Origin of the sequence: Thalassobium sp. R2A62 (assembly GCF_000161835.1) — a bacterium.
Lineage (GTDB): Bacteria > Pseudomonadota > Alphaproteobacteria > Rhodobacterales > Rhodobacteraceae > Thalassobium.
The window spans coordinates 2432421-2453719 of sequence record NZ_GG697169.2; the positions used below are offsets into that span (position 1 = coordinate 2432421).

The 21299-nt window shown below is 51.5% G+C and carries 21 protein-coding genes; 8 read left to right on the forward strand and 13 right to left on the reverse strand.

Features of this window, described 5'->3' with window-relative positions:
• Positions 1 to 9: 9 nt before the first annotated feature.
• Positions 10 to 447 (forward strand): NUDIX hydrolase, encoded by a 438-nt coding sequence (locus TR2A62_RS12090; RefSeq protein ID WP_009158466.1) that lies wholly within the window; start codon positions 10 to 12, stop codon positions 445 to 447.
• Here TR2A62_RS12090 and TR2A62_RS19575 read toward each other — a convergent pair.
• Positions 428 to 925 (reverse strand): PP2C family protein-serine/threonine phosphatase, encoded by a 498-nt coding sequence (locus TR2A62_RS19575; RefSeq protein WP_369699517.1) that lies wholly within the window; start codon positions 923 to 925, stop codon positions 428 to 430. The two genes, TR2A62_RS12090 and TR2A62_RS19575, sit on opposite strands and share 20 nt — an antisense overlap.
• 15 nt (positions 926 to 940) lie before the next feature.
• Complete coding sequence (locus TR2A62_RS19580) at positions 941 to 1561, reverse strand: response regulator (RefSeq protein WP_369699518.1); 621 nt, start codon at positions 1559 to 1561, stop codon at positions 941 to 943.
• Positions 1562 to 1893: 332 nt separating this feature from the next.
• Between TR2A62_RS19580 and TR2A62_RS12100 the strand changes: the two genes are divergently transcribed.
• Positions 1894 to 2130 (forward strand): Hpt domain-containing protein, encoded by a 237-nt coding sequence (locus tag TR2A62_RS12100; RefSeq protein ID WP_009160678.1) that lies wholly within the window; start codon positions 1894 to 1896, stop codon positions 2128 to 2130.
• Here the strand turns inward: TR2A62_RS12100 and ilvA are convergent, their stop codons facing one another.
• Both ilvA and TR2A62_RS12110 read right to left on the reverse strand, forming a co-directional pair.
• A complete protein-coding gene (gene ilvA / locus TR2A62_RS12105) occupies positions 2131 to 3375 on the reverse strand; it encodes a threonine ammonia-lyase IlvA (protein ID WP_009158048.1) in 1245 nt (414 codons plus the stop codon).
• Positions 3372 to 4115 carry a hypothetical protein gene (locus TR2A62_RS12110; RefSeq protein WP_009158902.1) on the reverse strand — a complete coding sequence of 248 codons (744 nt, stop codon included), beginning with the start codon at positions 4113 to 4115 and terminating at the stop codon, positions 3372 to 3374. Before TR2A62_RS12110 ends, ilvA begins: the two co-directional genes overlap by 4 nt.
• Before the next feature lie 134 nt (positions 4116 to 4249).
• Here TR2A62_RS12110 and TR2A62_RS12115 point away from each other — a divergent pair, with 134 nt between their 5' ends.
• Positions 4250 to 5467, forward strand: a complete 1218-nt coding sequence (locus TR2A62_RS12115; RefSeq protein ID WP_009160529.1) for an argininosuccinate synthase — start codon at positions 4250 to 4252, stop codon at positions 5465 to 5467.
• On the opposite strand, the gene TR2A62_RS12120 is transcribed toward TR2A62_RS12115, so the two are convergent.
• Complete coding sequence (locus TR2A62_RS12120; RefSeq protein WP_009159890.1) at positions 5460 to 6173, reverse strand: hypothetical protein; 714 nt, start codon at positions 6171 to 6173, stop codon at positions 5460 to 5462. The genes TR2A62_RS12115 and TR2A62_RS12120 overlap by 8 nt on opposite strands.
• Positions 6174 to 6315: 142 nt before the next feature.
• Between TR2A62_RS12120 and msrA the strand changes: the two genes are divergently transcribed.
• Positions 6316 to 6978, forward strand: a complete 663-nt coding sequence (gene msrA / locus TR2A62_RS12125) for a peptide-methionine (S)-S-oxide reductase MsrA (RefSeq protein ID WP_009159463.1) — start codon at positions 6316 to 6318, stop codon at positions 6976 to 6978.
• Here msrA and TR2A62_RS12130 read toward each other — a convergent pair.
• Positions 6972 to 7847 (reverse strand): ribokinase, encoded by an 876-nt coding sequence (locus tag TR2A62_RS12130; RefSeq protein WP_009160124.1) that lies wholly within the window; start codon positions 7845 to 7847, stop codon positions 6972 to 6974. The genes msrA and TR2A62_RS12130 overlap by 7 nt on opposite strands.
• On the reverse strand, positions 7844 to 10105 hold the full coding sequence (locus tag TR2A62_RS12135) for an NADP-dependent malic enzyme (RefSeq protein WP_009159630.1): 2262 nt from the start codon (positions 10103 to 10105) through the stop codon (positions 7844 to 7846). Before TR2A62_RS12135 ends, TR2A62_RS12130 begins: the two co-directional genes overlap by 4 nt.
• Before the next feature lie 185 nt (positions 10106 to 10290).
• Between TR2A62_RS12135 and mutS the strand changes: the two genes are divergently transcribed.
• Entirely contained in the window at positions 10291 to 12900 is a 2610-nt protein-coding gene (gene mutS, locus TR2A62_RS12140) for a DNA mismatch repair protein MutS (RefSeq protein ID WP_040820699.1), read from the forward strand.
• On the opposite strand, the gene TR2A62_RS12145 is transcribed toward mutS, so the two are convergent.
• Both TR2A62_RS12145 and hrcA read right to left on the reverse strand, forming a co-directional pair.
• Positions 12901 to 13464 carry a nucleotide exchange factor GrpE gene (locus TR2A62_RS12145; RefSeq protein ID WP_040820701.1) on the reverse strand — a complete coding sequence of 188 codons (564 nt, stop codon included), beginning with the start codon at positions 13462 to 13464 and terminating at the stop codon, positions 12901 to 12903.
• A gap of 12 nt (positions 13465 to 13476) precedes the next feature.
• Positions 13477 to 14541 (reverse strand): heat-inducible transcriptional repressor HrcA, encoded by a 1065-nt coding sequence (hrcA, locus tag TR2A62_RS12150; RefSeq protein WP_009157785.1) that lies wholly within the window; start codon positions 14539 to 14541, stop codon positions 13477 to 13479.
• A 113-nt stretch (positions 14542 to 14654) separates the two neighbouring features.
• Here hrcA and rph point away from each other — a divergent pair, with 113 nt between their 5' ends.
• The 3 genes from rph to hemW are packed head-to-tail and all read left to right on the forward strand — an operon-like array spanning position 14655 to position 17123.
• A complete protein-coding gene (gene rph, locus TR2A62_RS12155) occupies positions 14655 to 15362 on the forward strand; it encodes a ribonuclease PH (RefSeq protein ID WP_009159520.1) in 708 nt (235 codons plus the stop codon).
• Positions 15359 to 15970 carry an RdgB/HAM1 family non-canonical purine NTP pyrophosphatase gene (rdgB, locus tag TR2A62_RS12160; protein WP_009160299.1) on the forward strand — a complete coding sequence of 204 codons (612 nt, stop codon included), beginning with the start codon at positions 15359 to 15361 and terminating at the stop codon, positions 15968 to 15970. The genes rph and rdgB overlap by 4 nt, the downstream gene beginning before the upstream one ends.
• Entirely contained in the window at positions 15966 to 17123 is a 1158-nt protein-coding gene (gene hemW, locus TR2A62_RS12165) for a radical SAM family heme chaperone HemW (RefSeq protein ID WP_040821508.1), read from the forward strand. The genes rdgB and hemW overlap by 5 nt, the downstream gene beginning before the upstream one ends.
• Here the strand turns inward: hemW and TR2A62_RS12170 are convergent.
• The 4 genes from TR2A62_RS12170 to mnmG are packed head-to-tail and all read right to left on the reverse strand — an operon-like array spanning position 17120 to position 21291.
• Positions 17120 to 18007, reverse strand: a complete 888-nt coding sequence (locus TR2A62_RS12170) for a ParB/RepB/Spo0J family partition protein (protein WP_009158445.1) — start codon at positions 18005 to 18007, stop codon at positions 17120 to 17122. The genes hemW and TR2A62_RS12170 overlap by 4 nt on opposite strands.
• Positions 18007 to 18828, reverse strand: coding sequence for a ParA family protein (locus TR2A62_RS12175; protein ID WP_009157779.1), 822 nt, complete (start codon positions 18826 to 18828; stop codon positions 18007 to 18009). The genes TR2A62_RS12170 and TR2A62_RS12175 overlap by 1 nt, the downstream gene beginning before the upstream one ends.
• A complete protein-coding gene (rsmG, locus tag TR2A62_RS12180) occupies positions 18821 to 19432 on the reverse strand; it encodes a 16S rRNA (guanine(527)-N(7))-methyltransferase RsmG (RefSeq protein WP_009157517.1) in 612 nt (203 codons plus the stop codon). Before rsmG ends, TR2A62_RS12175 begins: the two co-directional genes overlap by 8 nt.
• A complete protein-coding gene (mnmG, locus tag TR2A62_RS12185) occupies positions 19429 to 21291 on the reverse strand; it encodes a tRNA uridine-5-carboxymethylaminomethyl(34) synthesis enzyme MnmG (protein WP_009159906.1) in 1863 nt (620 codons plus the stop codon). The genes rsmG and mnmG overlap by 4 nt, the downstream gene beginning before the upstream one ends.
• Positions 21292 to 21299: the final 8 nt, after the last annotated feature.

Genomic DNA, 21299 nt, shown 5'->3' on the forward strand with positions numbered 1-21299 from the left:
GGGGCAAAAATGATCAGACGATATGGCGAGCGGGTCGACCCAAACCAGATTTATCAACATCGGCCAGGCGCATATGTGATTCTGCCGCGCGATGGCACGATCCTTTTGACCCATCAGGCTAAACCCACGCCCGAATTTCAGCTACCAGGTGGCGGGATAGATCCCGGCGAGCACCCGATCGCCGCAGTTCATCGCGAAGTTTTTGAAGAGACAGGCTGGCGCATTGGGCCACCCCAGAAATTAGGTGCGTTTCGACGTTTTGTGTACATGCCAGAATATGAAAAATGGGCTGAAAAGCTGTGCCATATCTACGTGGCACGACCCATTTACCGTCTTGGGCCCCCAACCGAACCAAATCACACCGCCATTTTTGTGGATCAGATGGTCGCGTTGGATTTGTTAGGAAACGAAGGCGATGCTGCTTTCCTTAGGCTGTTTCTCGGTTAGGATCTTCATACTCGATCAAGATTGCTGAAACATCGTCTGGGAATTCTTGATCACATGCAAAGCCGTTCAGGTTCCAGATCAATGCTTCGAGAAAGTCGTTGCCTCGTAGTGATTTGTTTTCACGGACAAGATCCAGCAGTCCTTCATCACGAAGCATGTTTCCCGCTGGGTCGACACATTCCATGATTCCGTCCGATAGAATCAACACGCGGTCACCTAGTTCGAGCATCAAATCGAACTGATCGAACGCGGCATCTTCAATCAATCCAATCGGAAAACCACCGTTCCCAAGAAATTTAATATCTCCGTTGGCACGCTGTAGAACAGGAAAGGGATGCCCTGCTTGGGTCATCACCATTCGCCCTGTTTGCAAGTCGAGGTGTCCAAGCAACAACGTCAGGTATTGATCCGTATTCATTTCTGTCAGCACGACATCGTTTAGTTGTGCCGCAACATCACAAGGCGATCGTGCGATCAGGCTACCATTACCGGTTCAAATGATCGCCATATTCTGATCAGGCGCAGCACGAGACAACAGACCCGCCAGACGCGCAGTCATCATGGCAGATGAAATGCCGTGTCCAGAAACATCGAGACCGAAAAATCCAATACGGCGATCATTGACTGGAAAATAGCTAACGAGATCGCCTCCCAAGTGTCCGCTCGACTGCAAAACGATCGAGACCTTAGCCGCTCCAAAGTCCTTTTGTGTTTCAGGAAGCAAAGATTGTTGAAGGCCTTTGGCCTCAATCAAATCATTGTAGAGCTTTTGAATCTCGGCCAGCGCAGAACCTAGCTCTTGGGTCTTTTCGATCAAAGCCCGCTCCATCTGCAAGATGCGTTCTCCTGCTGAAATCCTTGCGCGCAGTTCTTGGGTATTGACCGGTTTGGTTAGGAAGTCATCGGCCCCAAAAACCAAGCCTTCTGCGACTTCAGTTTTCTCGCTCTTGGAAGTCAAAAAAATGAAATAGACATACTGGCCGGACAGCTCTTGCCTGATCTGTTTACACAGCTCTGGGCCAGATATTTCAGGCATGACCCAATCACTTAAAATCAGATCTGGTCGTTCTTGGATAGCGAGAGCAAGCGCCTCTTGGCCCGTCTGCGCTTCAATAACTTAGTAGCCCCACCGACCCAATATAGTAGACAGCAGCATCCGCTGAAGCCGGCTGTCGTCAGCGATCAGTATCTTACGCACAGCACTATGCGACGATACAGGATCGGCCGTTTGAATCTGGTCCGAGATCGCTCTTACACCTTTCAGGGTTCCACGCCGAAATACCTCAGTCGCTGTTAAAAAGGGGTAAAGACGCAATCTAAGACATTCTTAATCCCCTGCTGATATCAACGCATTGATCGTGTTGGAGTTGGTATATGATTGCATGGGACCGCAATGTAGAATTGAAGGAAGACTTTGGTCAGGATGGCTTTCGCTAAATCATCGAATTGTTCCTGTCTGAAGTCGATCTGGCGATCAAAGACTTGCCACTCGCGACGGATCACCAAACGACACTTGAACGCCTTCACTTTATCAAAGGAAGCGCTCTCAATCTGGGGTTCACCGAATTGGCTTCACTATGTGAGCCGAACAATCAAGACGGTCAGGCGGTTAAACCAGCCGATGTCGAAGCATGCTATCTAACATCTAAAACCACATTCTTTGCAGACCCACGCAGTGCGTGACTAGATCACAAACTCAGCTATCGTCGCGTCGTTTGTGATGTCCTGCATTTTGAATCCAGCGCCCTCAAGATCCACGATCAGCCGATCAAAATTTAGAGCGTCCGTTGTTTCGATTCCGATAAGGACAGTCCCAAAGTTTCTCGCTGATTTCTTGAGGTATTCGAACCGAGCGATATCGTCATCCGGACCCAACATCGACAGAAAATCTTTCAGAGCTCCGGGGCGCTGTGGCAAGCGAAGCAAGAAATACTTTTTGAGACCCAGAAATCGTTGCGCTCGCTCTTTGACGTCCGGCAAGCGCTCGAAATCAAAGTTTCCACCAGACGTGACACAGACAACCGTTTTGCCTTTAATCTCATCTTGGATATCCTTCAATACATCGATCGCCAGAGCGCCTGCAGGCTCGAGAACAACGCCCTCTACATTCAACATCTCGATCAACGTCGAACAGATTCGATCTTCTTGAACTGTCCGCACCTGATCCGGGTTGAGATGCTTAAGAAGCTCAAACGTGTTTGCCCCCATCCGCGCAACAGCTGCGCCGTCAACAAAGTTGTCCACCTTTTCTAGCGTGACCTCTGCCCCGTTGGCCAACGCTGCAGTTAGGCTGGCCGCGCCCACAGGCTCGACACATAAAAGCCTTTCAGTTCCCAAAACAGATGTGACGCCTGATGATAAACCGCCACCACCGACAGGAAGGATGATCAAGTCAGGCATTTCACCCATTTGATCAAGGATTTCGATCCCCACCGTCGACTGCCCTTCGATCACATCCGGGTCGTCGAATGGGGACAGGAAATGCCCTTTATGATCGATGCAGTATGACTGAGCCGCGGCAAGTGTGTCATCAAAGTAGTCACCCGTTAGAACCACCTCGATTTGTGAGCCGCCAAAAATCTTGGTCTTGTTGATCTTTTGTTGGGGTGTTGTCACAGGCATGAAAATCACACCACGGACATTCAATTGACGACAAGCAAACGCGACGCCCTGTGCATGGTTGCCCGCACTGGCGCAAACAAACATCTTTTGAACAGGATCCCGTTCGAGCGCGCGGCGCATTGCATTGGTCGCGCCTCGGATTTTGTAGGACCGTACTGACGTCAGGTCTTCACGCTTGAGCCAAACGTCAGCATCATACATTGCTGACAAATGGTCATTACGTTGAAGCGGTGTTTCGTCAAAGAGCTCTCGCATTGATGCAACAGCGCTTCTTGAATTCGCAATATATGTCGAGCGATCGCTCAAACCAGGTCACGGCCCTGAACGGTATGACCATAGAGCGTAGTCAGAATGCTAACGCCGACGATAAAGGTGATCCAATTTACCACGATCCCTATGAATGGGCCAATGACGGGGCCACCAATCGTTTCAAACAATGTCGCGACCATTCCCATTACCATAACGCAAAACGCAGTTCCCCAAATCGCACCCGACAAAGGAGCAGTTTCAGCCCAAGACGCGCGCAAACCGATGGGTTGCCCGATAGACGTTCCAGCCAACCCCATCGCGATACGCAACCAGCCATAAGAGATCGCGAATGTTACAATAGCGACGAGTAGTTGCGCGCCAAGAGAGCCCAGAGCAGATGCAAGGAAACTGCCAATCAGCATAATTGGGATCAGGCAGACCATCAGCAAAAGCGCGGCTTTGATTGTGTGCCAGATGTATGGGCCAATCGGACGGCTGCGGAACTCTGGGAACCATCTTGGGTATTCTTCGAGTAGGATAAACCGGTGCCAATTTACAGCCACCCACGAGAACGAGAACATATAAACGACGACCATCAACAGCGACAGCACGGCTAGTTGCAGTGGGGCATCTTGCACATCGATATGTCCAGTCAGCAAGTCAGAGCCTATCAGTGTTCCTGTGACAAAAACCGTCACAACGACAGCAATGCCAAAAGGAATGAGCGACACTTTGAACGCATCCAACAAATTGCGAAACACCATTGTCAGCGCGTGACGAAAAATAGCAAATCCCATGAGAGGCCCTCGGAAACAAATGATTCAAGTCCGTTCGTCGCATCGACCTCATGTGTTGGTCAATGGCCTTGCTTGTCTTGATGCCCAAAACCCGTTAGGTCGCAGCCGAAATGACGCAGACGGAGACAGATAAGATGTCCGCACCTAAAAAAGTTGTTCTCGCCTATTCTGGCGGCCTCGATACTTCGATCATTCTGAAGTGGCTGCAAACCGAGTATGGATGCGAGGTTGTGACCTTTACCGCTGATCTGGGACAAGGCGAAGAGCTGGAACCAGCGCGCGCCAAGGCAGAGCTTATGGGTGCCTCGGACATCTATATCGAAGACGTCCGCGAAGAGTTTGTTCGTGACTTTGTGTTCCCAATGTTCCGCGCCAACGCAGTGTACGAAGGTTTGTATTTGCTCGGCACATCGATTGCCCGGCCTTTGATCTCAAAAAGGTTGGTCGAAATCGCCGAAGAAACTGGTGCAGATGCTGTGGCGCATGGCGCGACTGGCAAAGGCAACGATCAGGTTCGCTTTGAATTGGCTGCCTATGCGTTGAACCCCGACATCAAGGTCATCGCTCCTTGGCGCGAATGGGAGCTGTCGAGCCGGACCAAACTGATTGATTTTGCTGAGCAGCATCAAATCCCAATCGCCAAAGACAAGCGCGGCGAAGCACCATTCTCGGTTGATGCTAACCTGTTGCATACGTCGTCCGAAGGTAAGGTTCTCGAAGATCCAAAAGACGAAGCACCAGATTATGTTTATCAGCGTACGGTAAATCCAGAAGACGCACCAAACGAGCCCGAGTATATCGAGATCGAATTCGAACGTGGCGACGCAGTTGGGATCAACGGCGAACGCATGTCTCCTGCGACTGTTCTGACGAAACTGAACGAGCTTGGTGGCAAGCACGGGGTCGGTCGTCTTGATTTAGTCGAAGGTCGATTTGTCGGCATGAAGTCACGCGGCATCTATGAGACGCCTGGTGGAACTGTTTTGCTCGAGGCGCACCGCGGGATCGAAAGCATCACTTTGGACCGGGGTGCCGCGCACCTCAAAGACGAGCTGATGCCGAAATATGCAGAGCTGATCTACAACGGGTTTTGGTTCTCGCCAGAGCGCGAAATGTTGCAGGCTATGATCGACGAAAGCCAAAAGCATGTGACAGGCACGGTACGTTTGAAGCTGTACAAGGGTCTTGCTCGAACAGTGGGTCGTTGGTCGGATCACAGCCTCTATTCCGAGGCTCACGTGACATTCGAAGACGACGCAGGTGCGTATGATCAAAAAGATGCTGCTGGTTTCATTCAGCTCAATGCTCTTCGTTTGAAGTTGCTCGCAGCTCGGGATCGTCGCCTTAAATAAGCAGTCGATGCTCTGACAATGCGTCGTAGATCGGCATCGCTCGATCTGCGATTAATTGCAAACCTGGATTCAGCCGTGGAAGCGATCCTTCTGCATCTTGGAACCCAGTGCTGTTGTGGATCGCCCCATACCAATGGCTGGCCCAAACTCCGTCATTCGGGTTTGGACCAAGCGTCCAAGACAGCATTGAGGCGTCCCAGCTTAGGCCCAGCGCAGAGCAAAGCGCGCGGAGGTTTGCCTCGGGATGCGCTCGAATATCGGTGCTATCGATAACAACGACCGGCGCGTTTCTGTCACGCAGGAAATCAAAAATGCGTTTTTGCTGGCCGAATCCAAGATCATCAAGACCAATTTCCGCGCGCTTGGCGGCGTAGCTTGCAACAACTCTGGCTGGATGTCGTAACAATAGCACGTTGTGCATAGACAATAGCCAATCAAGCGAAAGTTCATCTGGAAGATGATGAGTCATTTGCTTTTGATAGGTAATCTGGGTTTCTTGGGGTCCAACCAAACGTGCGATGACGCTGTCAAAATCCTGAGACTGCGATGCAAGGATTTCGTCACGCATTGGGTGCTCTAACCCTGTATTTGCGAGGTATGCCGCATAAAGAGGCTCATCGACCACGCTCGTATCTGCTCGCGACGCGAACGAGTACATCAATGCCGTCGACAAGTTTCTCGGGCCAGACCACATCGCAATTTTCATCGAGACCTCCCATTTGATTTTAGAACACTAGCGAGTGAAACACTCTTCACCTAGCGGTAACTTGTCCGTGACGTCACGCGTCAGTGAGTTGAGAGAGTGACCATTTCCGACAAAGACTTGTTTAAATAATTGGGAGGCACGTATGTCACTTTTTACAGATCGTCAGAAATCAGCCTTGCTCGCCGTTTCCATTCTCTTTGGTGCGTTGATGCATGCAGGCCAAGCACACGCTCGAGACATCCAAACCATGGTTGTTGCAGGTGGTTGTTTTTGGTGCGTTGAATCAGATTTTGAACAAGTCCGCGGCGTTTCCGAAGTCGTATCTGGATACACTGGTGGATCAACGACAAACCCAACATACAAACAGGTAACGCGTGGCGGAACGGGTCACTATGAAGCGGTTGAAATCACGTATGACGCGGACCGCGTTTCATACGGCCAATTGCTAAATCTCTTTTTCCGGTCCGTCGATCCGACAGACGCGGGCGGTCAGTTCTGTGATCGTGGCGAAAGCTATCGTACCGCCATTTTTGTCTCTAACGCTGCGGAACAACGTGCTGCTGAACAGGCCAAGGCCGCAGCACAATCTGCGTTGGGTCAGCGTATCGTGACCCCGATCCTTGCTGTTGGTGAGTTTTACGAAGCTGAAAGTTACCATCAGAACTATTACAAAGGGCGCAGCATCGTTCTGACCCGCGGTGGCCCAAAAAAGCAATCTGAAGCCTATGCATTCTACCGTGAAGGATGCGGTCGTGATGCACGCGTCGAGGCGCTATGGGGTGCAGACGCCCCGTTTCTTCACTGATCCAAACTGAAATTCTCGACCTCTTTGAGGTCGGGAATGACATCTGCCGTGCCTTGACGCATCACCATCAAAGCACCAGCTCGCATCGCCAATGAAATCGATTGATCAATCGTCAAACCACGATCCATTCCAGCCAAAACATAACCTGTAAACGTATCACCTGCGCCGGTCGTATCGACCGGCTCAACTTTGATCGCGGCAAAGCTCTTGGTGTTTTGCCCATCGCGATAGAGGTCGGCACCAGCCCCCCCTTTCGTTACGATCACCGTCTCGATCCCAAGGTCCTGTGGCGACTTTCCTGTCGCTTCGGTGAGTTGTCCGGCCTCGACTTCGTTCAAAATTAGAAACGATAGAAGTGGTAGAATTTCCTCTACCGCCTGCGCAGAGAACGGTGCAGCTGCATAGGCGACGGTCAAATTCGCATCTGCGGCGATCCGTGCCGCGTCGACTTGGGCATTGGTCTCGTTTTGAGTTACAAAGATGTCGTTAGCGTTAGCCCCTGACAAAGCGTGTGAAACTTGTTGTTCACTAATTAGATGGTTCGCGCCCGGATCAATAATGATCGAGTTCTCACCCGCTTGGTCAACAGAAATGATCGCGGTCGCGGTGGCAACATTAACTTGGCCGATTGTTCGTGTGTCGACCCCGTATTCAGTCAGCCGTTCGACCGCCCATCCGCCATCTGGCCCCACCGCACCGATATGGCGAACATGAGCACCAGCCCGTGCCGCCGCGACAGACATGTTAGCGCCCTTACCACCCAACCCAGTTGTGTGTGATATAGCGAGCAATGTCTCACCTGGTTTTGGAAGGTGGCTCAGATAATAAAAATGGTCCGCGTTGATCGAGCCGAGATTCCAGATCGTCATTGACCTACCTTACATGCCGCGATGATCGCCATGTTCAGAATATCATTCACTGTCGAAACGGTCGAACAGATTTGTACCGGCTGGTCGATCCCCGTCAGGATGGGCCCGATCACTGTTGCGCCAGCCATCTCTTGCATCAATTTGACGCTGATGGATGCAGAGTGACGCGCTGGGACGACAAGAACGTTCGCTGGGCCACTCAGTCTAGAGAACGGATATTTGTTCATAGCCGTCATGTTGAGCGCAACATCAACTGTCATCTCGCCTTCATATTCGAAATCAACACCACGCTCGTCCAAGATCGCAGGCGCAAGGTGCATTTTCTCGGCCCGTTCCGATACTGGATAGCCAAAGGTTGAAAAGCTGACAAACGCAACGCGAGGCTCTAGACCCAAATCACGGGCGACTGCAGCACCGCGTTCGGCAATATTGGCAAGATCCACGTCATTCGGCCATTCATGGATGAGCGTATCACTAACCAGAACGATCCGGCCTTTGTGCAAGACTGCGCTGACACCAACAGCCGCATCTTCGATCGAGGCATCAAAGACATGATTGATCAATTCCATCACTTGGGCAGATTTTCGAGTTGCCCCTGTAACCATGCCGTCGCCGTGTCCATGAGCGAGCATCAACGCCCCAAAGACATGTCGGTCGCGCGCCGCGAGCCGGTGAATATCGGCGCCATCAAAACCTTTGCGCTGAATCCTATCAGACAGGAATGATTTGTATGTTTCTAAATATGCGGTTGTGGCGGCATTCACGATCTCGACTTCTTGGAACGCATCGCCCAGATTTTCTTGCCGCAGTCGCGCTTGCACATCATCGGCACGTCCGATGATAATCGCCTGCCCCAAACCCTGCCGTTGATATTGGACCGCCGCACGAAGTACGCGTGGATCATCCCCTTCAGCAAAAATCATGCGTGCTTGGGCTGCACGTGCCCGTACGTTGAGAGATCGCAACATCGAAGCTGTCGGGTCCATACGAGCCTTGAGCGTTTCCTCGCAAGACACCATGTCAATGATCGGGCGACGCGCGACGCCAGTATTCATGCCAGCCTGAGCAACCGCTGTAGGAATGCGATGAATGAGACGGGGATCAAACGGTGTTGGAATGATATAGTCCCGCCCAAAGCTCAACTTGCGACCATAGGCCATCGCAACTTCGTCTGGCACATCTTCGCGGGCCAAATCTGCCAGTGCACGTGCACATGCGATCTTCATCTCGTCATTGATCGCGCGGGCATGAATGTCGAGGGCTCCACGGAACAGGTAAGGAAAACCCAAAACGTTGTTCACTTGGTTCGGGTAGTCGGACCGACCAGTGGCAACGATCGCATCCTTGCGAACTTGATGCGCTTCTTCCGGCGTGATCTCTGGGTCTGGATTCGCCATTGCAAAAATCACAGGGTCAGGGGCCATGCTCTCTAACATCTCTTGGGTCACAGCCCCTTTGGCTGAAACGCCTAGGAATACGTCCGCGTTTTTCATTGCCTCCGCGAGTGTGCGGGTATCAGTCGATGCAGCATGGGCTGACTTCCACTGGTTCATGCCCTCTGTTCGGCCCTGATAAATGACGCCTTTGGTGTCACAGACGATACAGTTGTTATGTTTCGCTCCCAATGATTTGAGCAGCTCAATACATGCGATGCCCGCGGCACCAGCGCCGTTCAATACAATGCGACAGTCTTCGATTTTCTTACCGGTCAGGAACAATGAGTTGATCAAGCCCGCAGCACAGATAACGGCCGTCCCGTGTTGGTCATCATGAAAGACCGGAATATCCATGATTTCTTTCAGGCGTTGCTCGATGATAAAGCATTCAGGAGCTTTGATGTCTTCGAGATTGATGCCGCCAAAAGATGGGCCCATCAATTTGACCGCATCAATAAAGGCTTCTGGATCTTCCGTATCCAGCTCTAAGTCGATTGAATTAATGTCAGCAAATCGTTTGAACAGGACTGCCTTGCCCTCCATCACTGGCTTGGACGCCAAAGCCCCCAAATTCCCAAGCCCAAGAACGGCTGTACCGTTTGAAATGACCGCGACCATGTTGCCCTTGTTCGTGTAATCATACGCTGTTTCGGGTGATTCAGCGATCGCCTCGCACGGAAAGGCAACTCCTGGGGAATACGCCAATGACAGATCGCGCTGCGTCGTCATTGGAACAGATGCTACGACCTCAAACTTACCGGGCGTCGGATCGAGGTGATAGGCAAGTGCGTCTTCTGGCGTCACGCGCTGCTTATTTGTCATATGTGCTGTCCCTATGGTGGTTGCGAAATAAAGTTTCGCAAATAAACGTCTGTTTGGTATTTTCTTATACAGTTCAGATTTGACGTCAACAACCAATCACTAGGGCTTTTCGCCAATCGCGCCCTCGCATACTCTTGCCTAAATGCTTGCTTGGGGGCAATCACGTGAACGCTGTAGTCACGCCAATGATGGCGCAATATCTAGAAATCAAAGCACGCCATGAAAACGCGATTCTTTTCTATCGCATGGGTGATTTCTACGAGATGTTTTTCGATGACGCCGTTGCTGCGGCCGATGCTCTCGAAATCGCTCTAACGAAACGGGGCAAACATAATGGCGAAGACATCCCTATGTGTGGTGTCCCGTTCCATTCTGCCGAGAGCTATCTGCTTGCCCTCATACGCAAGGGTTTTCGCGTCGCCGTATGTGAACAACTAGAAAGCCCCGCCGAGGCGAAAAAGCGCAGCGGCAAGTCTGTTGTCAAACGCGATGTCGTTCGCTTGGTGACCCCTGGTACTTTGACCGAAGACAGCCTGCTGAATGCGCGCCGGCACAACTTCTTGGCCTGTTATTCTGAAATCCGCGCCGAAGGCGCGCTCTCATGGGCTGATATTTCAACTGGTGAGCTGCGATTGATAACATGCAACCAGACACGATTGGGTCCAGAGCTTGCTCGCTTGATGCCTAGTGAAATTATCATTCAGGATCATTTGAGCGAAGACTTGGGCGAGGTCATTCGCGAACTTGGTATTTCGATCACGCCGTTTCCTAGCTCACTTTTTGACAGCGCCAGCGGTGAGAAGGGCCTGCTTGATACATTTGGTGTCGCATCTCTGGATGCTTTTGGTGAATTCAACAGGGTGGATGTTTCAGCACTTGGGGCCTTGGTCGGGTATTTGGACATTACCCAAAAAGGCAACATGCCCCTGCTGCGGACGCCCATCCGTGAAACTGAAAACCGCACGATGCAAATTGATGCAGCAACCCGTCGGAACCTAGAGCTGACACATAGTTTGTCGGGCTCTCGAAAGGGGTCGCTGCTTGCCACTATTGATCGAACTCTCACGGCAGGCGGCGGGCGACTGCTGGAACAACGCATAGCTAGCCCATCGCGCGATCTGGGCACAATTACGCAACGTTTGTCACTGATTGATCAGATGATCACCGCCACTCGTTCTACTCAGTCACTCAAGGAACTGTTGCGTCAGGTGCCAGATCTCGAGCGCGCGTTATCTCGTGTTGCACTCGATCGCGCTGGACCCCGTGATCTTGTAAGCGTGCGGAATGCACTGACCCAATCAATTAGCATCAACACTGTCTTGGGTGAAATCGATGGCGATGCTGCTTTGGTCGATCTTTCGGCCAAACTGTTGGGTCATGACGCGCTTCTTGATCTCTTGGATGATGCGCTGGTTGCTGAACCACCCTTGCTCGCCCGTGATGGCGGGTTCATCGCGACTGATTTCGATGATGAATTGGATGAGACCCGCGCTCTGCGAGATGAAGGCAAGTCAGTTATCGCTGGAATGCAGCAGGACTTCATCTCCACGACAGGGATTTCTTCGCTCAAGATCAAACACAACAACGTTTTGGGCTATTTCATCGAAACACCCGGGACACATGCTAACAAAATGCTCACCGAACCGCTGAACGAAACCTTTATTCACCGTCAAACAACGGCGAATGCCGTCCGCTTCACAACCCTTGAACTCAGCCAGCTAGAAACAAAGATCTTAAATGCTGGCGCAAGAGCGATTGAGATCGAAAAGCGTCACTATTTTACCTTAACTGCGGCCATTTTGGATGCTTCCGACCGTCTCTTTGAGACTGCGGGCGCTCTGGCACAGATAGATTTGACCACTGCATTTGCCGATCTGGCAACAGGGCAAGACTGGAGCCGACCATCTCTCACTGAGGGTCGTGAATTTGACATTGTTGGAGGTCGACATCCAGTTGTCGAGGCCGCTCTACGTGAAACCTCGGGTTCGTTTGTTGCGAACGATTGCGATCTAAGCGACGGCAAGATTTGGCTTTTGACCGGCCCCAACATGGCGGGTAAATCGACATTTCTGCGTCAGAACGCATTGATTGTGTTGCTTGCCCAGATTGGATCATACGTCCCTGCTTCTAAGGCGACGATCGGCATTGTTTCACAGCTGTTTTCTCGTGTTGGCGCGTCGGACGATCTGGCGCGTGGTCGCTCAACATTCATGGTGGAAATGGTCGAGACCGCGACTATCCTGAACCAAGCAGACGAAAAGGCGCTCGTCATCTTGGATGAGATCGGCAGAGGGACAGCAACATATGACGGCCTGTCGATCGCATGGGCAACACTAGAGCACCTGCATGAAACCAATAGATCTCGTGCGCTATTTGCGACGCACTATCATGAGATGACAGCCATCTCAGACAAACTGGATCGCGTTGAGAACACGACCGTTCGGGTAAAGGAGTGGGAAGGCGACGTCATATTCTTGCATGAGGTGATGCGTGGTGCCGCCGACCGAAGCTATGGCGTTCAGGTCGCGCGGCTAGCTGGTTTGCCAGCAACGGTGGTGGAGCGTGCAAAAGTTGTTCTCGAGGCGCTCGAAAAAGGTGACCGAGACGGGAACAACGGAAAAAAGGCGGTCATTGACGATCTACCGCTCTTTTCCTCAACGCCCAGCCCCGCAGCAAAACCGAAGGGGCCGAGCGAAGTTGAACTAAAGCTAGATCAAATCATGCCTGACGACCTAACTCCGAAAGAGGCGCTCGCTCTGATTTATGAAATGAAAGAACTGAGCAAAGACAGCTAATCAGCCAGGGTTTGAAGACACGCCAACCTGCGCAGGTCGCAACAGGCGATCGTGCAACATGAAGCCTTCGGTCATAACCTGAATGATATCGCCAGCTTTTGTATCAGGCAGTGGCGCTTCGAACATCGCTTGGTGGTTTTGTGGATCAAAGCGATCGCCGACCTCTGGAACGATCGGATCAATCCCGTGCTTTTTGAAGACGCTGATTAGTTCGCGCATCGTGAGCTCTACACCTTCAATCAGGGCTTTGGACGCTTCAGAACCTTCTGCAGTGGCGGCGTCAAGAGCACGCTTCATATTGTCGTATACTGGCAGCATGTCACGAGCGAGTTTTGAGCCACCATAGTTCTCTGCTTCGCGACGATCACGATCGGAACGCTTGCGAGAGTTTTCAGCGTCCGCGAGGGCGCGCATAAATCTGTCTTTGTAGTCATCGCGTTCAGCGCGCAGCTCTTCTAGCTCTAGCGCTTCATCATCGATCTCTTCTAGCTCGCTAGCGAGAGCCTCGGCTTCTGCCGCTTCGAGATCATCCAAAAACTCGTCGTTCGTGCGTGGGTCGCTCATCATATTCGTCCTTCAACCGCGGTCAGAGATCAATTTTCCAACCAACTGCGCCGTATAATCCACAATCGGTACAATCCGCCCATAGTTCAGACGTGTTGGGCCAATGACGCCAACTGCACCGATGATCTTTCGATCAGCGTTCATATAAGGGGAAACCACCAAAGAGGAACCCGAAAGAGAGAAAAGTTTGTTCTCAGAGCCGATAAAAATGCGCACACCTTCACCATCTTCCGCCAATTCCAGAAAATCTGCGATATCGCGCTTGCGTTCTAGGTCGTCAAACAGCGTTCTGATCCGTTCGAGGTCGGCTTCTTCCGAGGGCGCATCAAGGAGATTCGATCTTCCACGAACAATTAGGCGTTCGGTTCGATCACCCTCATTTTCCCATACAGCCAACCCGCTCTCGATCATGTCCTGAGCAAGAACATCAAGTTCGCGCCTACTGTCTTGAATGTGTTGCGTCATGACGCGGGACAGCTCGGACAATGTGCGTCCTTCGGCAAAAGAATTTAAAAAATTCGCAGCCTCGCGAAGTGACGATGGCGTTTGGCCAGCAGGTGGCTCGAACACCCGGTTTTCAACGTGACCATCAGCAAAAACTAGAACCACTAGCGCTCTGTCAGTGGACAGCGAGACAAATTCAATGTGTTTGATCGGTGCTTCATGCTTTGGCGTAAGCACGAGACTGGCACCATGAGTGACACCTGACAGGGCCGAGCCGACACGATCTAGCAACGTCGTCACATCGGTCTGATTGGACGAAACCGTTTGATCGATCTTTTCGCGATCATCGCCATTCAGCGAACCCACCTCTAAGAGGCTGTCGACAAACATTCGCAGGCCTTGTTGGGTCGGAATGCGTCCAGCGCTGATATGGGCGCTGTCGAGTAAGCCCATAAATTCGAGGTCCTGCATGACGTTTCGGATCGTTGCCGCGCTAACCTTTTCTGACATCGCACGGGTGAGCGTACGTGATCCTACCGGATCACCATTCTCTAGATATCCTTCGACCACACGACGAAACACTTCGCGTGAACGATCGTTCATCTCTGACATGAGTTTAGATTGATCTGTCATAGGGCCCCTTGGTTGGCGTTTAGATAAGAGGACCAGACCCAAATGGTCAATGAGACTTGGCAAGTTCGTGAAGGCGGCGTATCTCCAGCACAGTTCAAGCAAAGGATTAAGACATGCGGCCCTCTGGCAGATCAATTGACGAAATGCGCGCGATTACAATTGAAACCGATGTGACCAAACACGCCGAAGGTTCGTGTTTGATCCAATGTGGGGACACTCATGTTTTGTGCGCCGCGACAGTCGAGGACCGCGTTCCTCCGTTCATGCGGAATTCTGGTCTCGGTTGGGTCACCGCTGAATATGGGATGTTGCCGCGAGCCACTAACACGCGGATGCGCCGCGAAGCCAAAAACGGTCAATCCGGTCGGACCCAAGAAATCCAACGCCTGATTGGGCGTTCGCTGCGTGCTGGCGTTGATCGTGTCGCATTGGGCGAGCGTCAAATCACTGTTGATTGCGACGTAATCCAAGCGGACGGTGGAACACGCTGTGCCTCGATCACCGGTGGTTGGGTCGCGCTGAAGCTGGCCGTCAATAAACTGATCAAGGCTGGCGACATCATTTCTGATCCGCTTGAGACACCCGTGGCTGCGATCAGCTGTGGGATCTATGCCGGTCAGGCTGTTTTAGATTTGGACTATCCTGAAGACAGCGAAGCAGGCGTCGATGGAAACTTTGTCATGACCGGTTCTCAGATGATCGAAGTTCAGATGTCCGCTGAGGGTGCAACATTCTCACGGGATCAAATGAACGAGCTGGTTGATCTAGCTGAAAAGGGCGTTGCCGAGTTGTCGCGCCTTCAAATCGACGCGACCTCATGACCCGCAAATTCGGCGATAAGACACTACTGGTTGCAAGTCACAACGCTGGCAAAATCGAAGAGATCGCAGCGTTGCTCGAACCATTTGGCGTGTCGATTAAATCGAACATCGACTTTGACCTGCCGGAACCAGAAGAAACAGAAACGACCTTCGTTGGTAACGCGAGGATTAAGGCACACGCTGCCTCGCAAGCCACTGGTTTGCCAGCATTGTCTGATGACAGCGGCATCGAAGTTGATGCTCTTGGCGGTGCCCCTGGTGTTTATACCGCTGATTGGGCTGAGACAGAGAATGGCCGTGATTTTCCAATGGCGATGACACGGACTTGGAACGAGCTCGATGCGATCAATGCGCCATCTCCGCGAACTGCACGATTCAAATCGACCTTGGTTTTAGCTTGGCCTGATGGTCATGACGAGGTGTTCGACGGCAAGATCGAAGGCCAAGTTGTCTGGCCTATGCGTGGCAAACAAGGGCACGGCTATGACCCCATTTTTATGGCTGATGGCTACGACATTACGATGGGTGAAATGGATCGCTGGGAAAAGAACAAGATCTCTCACCGCGCTGATGCCCTGAAAAAACTCGTTGCGGCCTGTTTTGATTGAAGACTGGGTCTACGGCGGCTTCGGTCTCTATATCCACTGGCCGTTCTGTCAGGCCAAGTGTCCCTATTGCGACTTTAATTCGTTCGTCTCAAAAGAGATCGATCAGACAAAGTGGCGCGATGCGTATATTGTCGAGCTTCGTCGCACCGCTGCGCTTACGCCAAATCGTGTTCTAAACTCGGTTTTCTTTGGTGGTGGAACGCCCAGCCTGATGGACCCCCAAATCGTTGATGACATTTTGCAAGAGGTGCAAAAGAACTGGACGATCGCCAATGACATTGAAATCACGCTTGAGGCAAACCCAACCTCTGTCGAAGCCGGCCGATTTGCTGACTTCCGTGCGGCCGGTATCAATCGCGTCTCAATGGGCATCCAATCACTAAATGATCAGGATCTTCGCAAACTTGGACGAACACACAGTGTGTCAGAGGGGATTGCGGCGTTTGAAACAGCGCGCAATGAATTTGAACGTGTCAGTTTTGATCTGATTTACGCGCGGCAAGGCCAAACCCTACAGGATTGGAACGCGGAACTTGGTCAAGCGCTAGAAATGGCCGTAGACCACCTGTCGCTCTACCAGCTGACAATTGAAGACGGCACAGCATTCGGCGACCGTTTCGCCGCTGGCAAGCTCCGCGACCTACCAAATGACGACAATGCCGCCGACATGTATTTTGCGACTCAAGAGCTAACGTCAAAACACGGCATGAAGAGCTATGAAGTCTCTAATCATGCCAAAGTTGGCTCTGAATCGCGACACAACCTGATCTATTGGAATGGCGGAGACTACATTGGGATCGGTCCGGGTGCGCACGGAAGATTAACAAACAACGGGATCAGATACGCTACAGAAACCGAATTAAGCCCCGTGGCATGGTTATCCAAGGTCGCCAAGAATGGGTCAGGGCAGACTATCCAAGACGCGATGACGCGCCAGGACGAACTGACTGAGCGCTTCACGATGGGACTACGCCTTGCGACAGGAGTTGATTTAGGTCGTCTGGGACTTGAAAACCACCAAAAATCTTTTGAAAACAGCTGGTTAGCGGAAGACCAGATCATTGAGGTCGCTCAAGAATCTCTGATCGTAACGGCAAAAGGCCGTCCAGTACTAAACGCTGTGATCGTAGAGCTCTTGCGCCTGTTAGATTAGGTAGACAATTTGGACAGTAGATCGTCGAGCTGATCGAGGTTCTTGTAGCTCAAAACCAGATTTCCAGCACCAGATTCTAGGTTTGACTGTTCGATCGTTACAGCCACACCTAAATTGGCAGACAACTCGCCCTCTAACGCAACAGTATCTGCATCCTTGGTCAACGTTTTGCTTGCCCTTCCCTTGGTGGAAACCTTGGGTGCCTTGGTTAAACGTTCTGCACCTCGCACAGACAAGCCTTTGGATATAATCGTTTTCGCCAACGTTAGTGCCTGATCTGATCCAATCAGCGTTCTCGCATGTCCAGCTGACAACTTACCCTCTTCTACCAACGCCTGAACGTCTTGCGGCAGCGACAAGAGCCGCATCTGGTTCGCAATATGACTCCGGCTCTTGCCTAGAACCTGAGACAGTTGCTCTTGGGTGTGTCCATATTTCTCAACGAGCTGTGCAAAACCAGCGGCCTCATCGATGGCGTTTAGGTCTGCTCGCTGAATATTCTCGATAATTGCGACTTCGAGCATTTCCTGATCCGAAAACGACCGAACAACCACCGGGACCTGATGAAGTTTCGCCCGTTGCGCAGCACGCCAACGGCGTTCGCCCGCAACAATCTCGTATTGTCCATCCTTCTTGGCCAAACGAACGACAATCGGCTGGATGATGCCCTTTTCCCTTATTGATTCAGCTAGCTCTTGAAGAGCTGCATCATCAAAAGAACGTCTCGGCTGGTCCGGGTTAGGAAAGACAGCCTCGATAGGTACCGTTAAGTCAGATTTGGCAGGGCTGTCATTTTGGTCTGTATCTACATTCGGCGCGACATCAGCCATGAGCGCAGATAAACCGCGCCCCAAGCCCCGGTTATTGTTTGATGATTTGGCCATTACACTGCTCCTACTGACGTTTCTGCGCCCTGGCGCGATACAAGCTCTTTGGCGAGCGCGCGATACGCGATACTTCCTTTTGATGTCGGCTCATATTCAATCACCGGCATTGCAAAAGATGGCGCCTCACTGACGCGGACATTGCGGGGAATAACTGTTTTGAAAACAAGATCTTGTAGATTATCGCGTGCATCTTGTTCGACTTGTTGAGATAGATTGTTTCGGGCGTCGTACATTGTCAGAACAACCCCCTCGATCCGCAGCTTTGGGTTCGCAACTTGACGCACGTCTCTTATCGTCAACATCAGTTGAGACAGACCTTCAAGCGCAAAGAACTCGCTTTGCAACGGCACCAGAACCGAATCTGACGCAACCATTGCGTTTACTGTCAGCAAGTTCAGCGACGGCGGGCAATCAATCAAAATGTAGTCAAAGCCAAAATCGTCGAGAAGCGGCTGCCGAAGCGCATCAAACAATAGGAAACTGCGCTTTTCGTTGTTCATAAGCTCGATATCGGCAGAGCTAAGGTCTGTTGTTGCCGGTACGATCTCTAGGTTATCAACATCTGTTGGCTGGATCGCGTCCATTGGGCGCGCATCTCCAAGCAGAAACTCATAGGTAGTAACTTCTCGAGATGCTGGCGAAATTCCCAATCCTGTTGATGCGTTGCCCTGTGGATCAAGATCAACCAACAACGTTCGGTAACCCAGTTTCGCCAGAGACGCCCCAAGATTGATGGTCGTTGTCGTTTTGCCAACACCGCCTTTTTGATTTGCGACCGCAATAATACGGCAAGGCTTTGATCTTGTTGTATCAGACACGACGAAGCTCGCTTATTTTTAGTGTTTTGGCGTGAGGGTCCGTTTTACTTGGAAATACCTCAAGATCAAACACCCATCTCTTACGTGCTTCATCTATTTCACTTTGAAAACTCATGCCCTTTTGGAATAGCGCAATGCCATTAGCTGCAAGGTGTTTTTCCGCAAAGCTAAGCAACACATCCAACTTAGCAAGCGCGCGCGCGGATAAAATAGATGCACGCTGCGGCTTAACAGATTCGATCCGATCCGAAACAACCGAAATTGAACTGCATCCAAGCTCGAGCGCGGCTGTTCTTAGAAATGCGGCCTTGCGCTTGTCGCTCTCGATGAGGGTAATAACTGCGTCAGGCGATCGTTCGGCCAAAATTAGCGCCGCAACAACCCCCGGAAGCCCCCCGCCACTACCGAGATCAACCCAATGAATGATACCATCTGGAGCAAAATCCACGATCTGCGCAGAATCTTCGATGTGTCGAACCCAAATGTCCGTCAGTGTCGACTTGGCGACAACATTGATGACCGGATTCCACTTAAGGATCAGCGATTCATATGCCTTAAGCCGGTCGATTGTTTCACGTGAAACATTCTCTTCTAACCAACTCATGCTGACTTTCTCTTTTCCAGCTGACGGAGTTTGGACAATATCAAAGTGAGGGCCGCAGGCGTCATTCCTTCAATTCGGCCAGCTTGCCCAAGGTTCTCAGGCTTTGCTCGGTCAAGCTTAACAGCAAGCTCGTTCGACAAACCATTCATCCCTGCAAAGATCATCGTGTCAGGAATCTTAGTCTTCTTCTCTTTTTCAAGCGCAAGCGCATCACGCATCTGCCTCTCAACGTATTGAAAATAAAGCGCATCTTTGGAAATTTGCACCTGAATCTCTTCTTTGACACGCGACAGCGCAGGGACGACCAAACGAACGTGATCTAAACTAACGTTCGGGATGGATAGTGCTGAGAAGGCGGTTCTCCGCCGCCCATCCGGATTAATGTCCACACCGACGGAATGCAGCTGGCGCGCTGTCACAGTCGCTTCGTCCAAAATACTCTTCGCACGCGCGAGTGCATCCTGCTTTTCTAGAAAGCTCGCCGCCTGACGTTCGCCCAGCAAGCCAAGATGAATTGCCCTTGGGGACAGCCTTTGATCCGCATTATCAGCACGAAGCGTCAGCCGGAACTCGGCGCGCGACGTAAACATGCGGTATGGTTCTGTCACTCCCCGCGTCGTGAGATCATCAATCATCACACCAATATATGAATTCACCCGATCGAACGTCTGCTGTTCTTTGTTCTGAGCACGAAGAGCAGAATTTAGGCCAGCGACGAGTCCCTGAGCGGCAGCTTCTTCATATCCGGTAGTGCCGTTGATTTGCCCAGCCAAGTACAACCCTGGCATTTCCCGTGTTTCCAGCGTCGATCTCAATCCGCGTGGGTCGAGGTAGTCATATTCAATCGCATAACCCGCCTGAAGAATAACCGCCTTCTCAAGCCCAAAAATCGAATGAACATAGTCATACTGCACATCCAGTGGCAGCGATGTCGAAATGCCGTTTGGATAAATGACATTGTCACTCAGGCTTTCCGGCTCAAGAAAAATTTGATGCGAAGATTTCTCAGCGAAACGCACAACTTTGTCTTCAATCGAAGGGCAATACCGCGGACCAACTCCATCGATCTGACCGCCGTACATAGCTGATTTATCGAGATTTTTCTGAATAATATCGTGCGTTTGTTCATTTGTATGCGTCACACCACAAGAGATTTGAGGCGTGTCAGTTGAGCGTGTTGAAAATGAAAAGAACGAAGGTTCATTATCTCCATCTTGTCGGTCCAGGCCATCCCAATTGATTGTCTTGCCGTCTAGCCGTGGCGGCGTCCCAGTCTTGAGCCGACCCAATTCAAAGCCAAGACTATCGATTTGTTCGGCGAGTTTGATAGCTGGGGCATCGCCCATACGGCCACCCGATCTTGATTCCGGGCCGATGTGAATCTTTCCACGCAAAAACGTACCTGCTGTGAGAACAACAGAATATGCTGAAATGACAGTCCCATCCGCCAGCTTGACCCCAGTGACTTCTCCGGCGTCAATTTCCAACGCAGCAACTTCAGCCTCACAAAGCTCTAAGTTCTGTTGAGCCTTCATTTCACACAGCATGGTTTCGCGGTAGATCTTCCGATCTGCTTGGGCCCGCGGCCCCTGCACTGCTGGCCCCTTCCGGCGGTTCAGCAGTCGAAATTGGATACCTGCCTTGTCAGCGACACGCCCCATGACGCCGCCTAGCGCGTCAATTTCTCGAACAAGGTGCCCTTTTCCCAAACCACCAATCGCGGGATTACAGGACATAACGCCAATATCAGCAAGTTTGAGCGTCACCAAAAGTGTCCTTGCGCCCGCCCGAGCGGAGGCAGAAGCCGCATCACAACCTGCGTGGCCGCCTCCAACAACAACAACATCAAATTGTTTCACGTGAAACA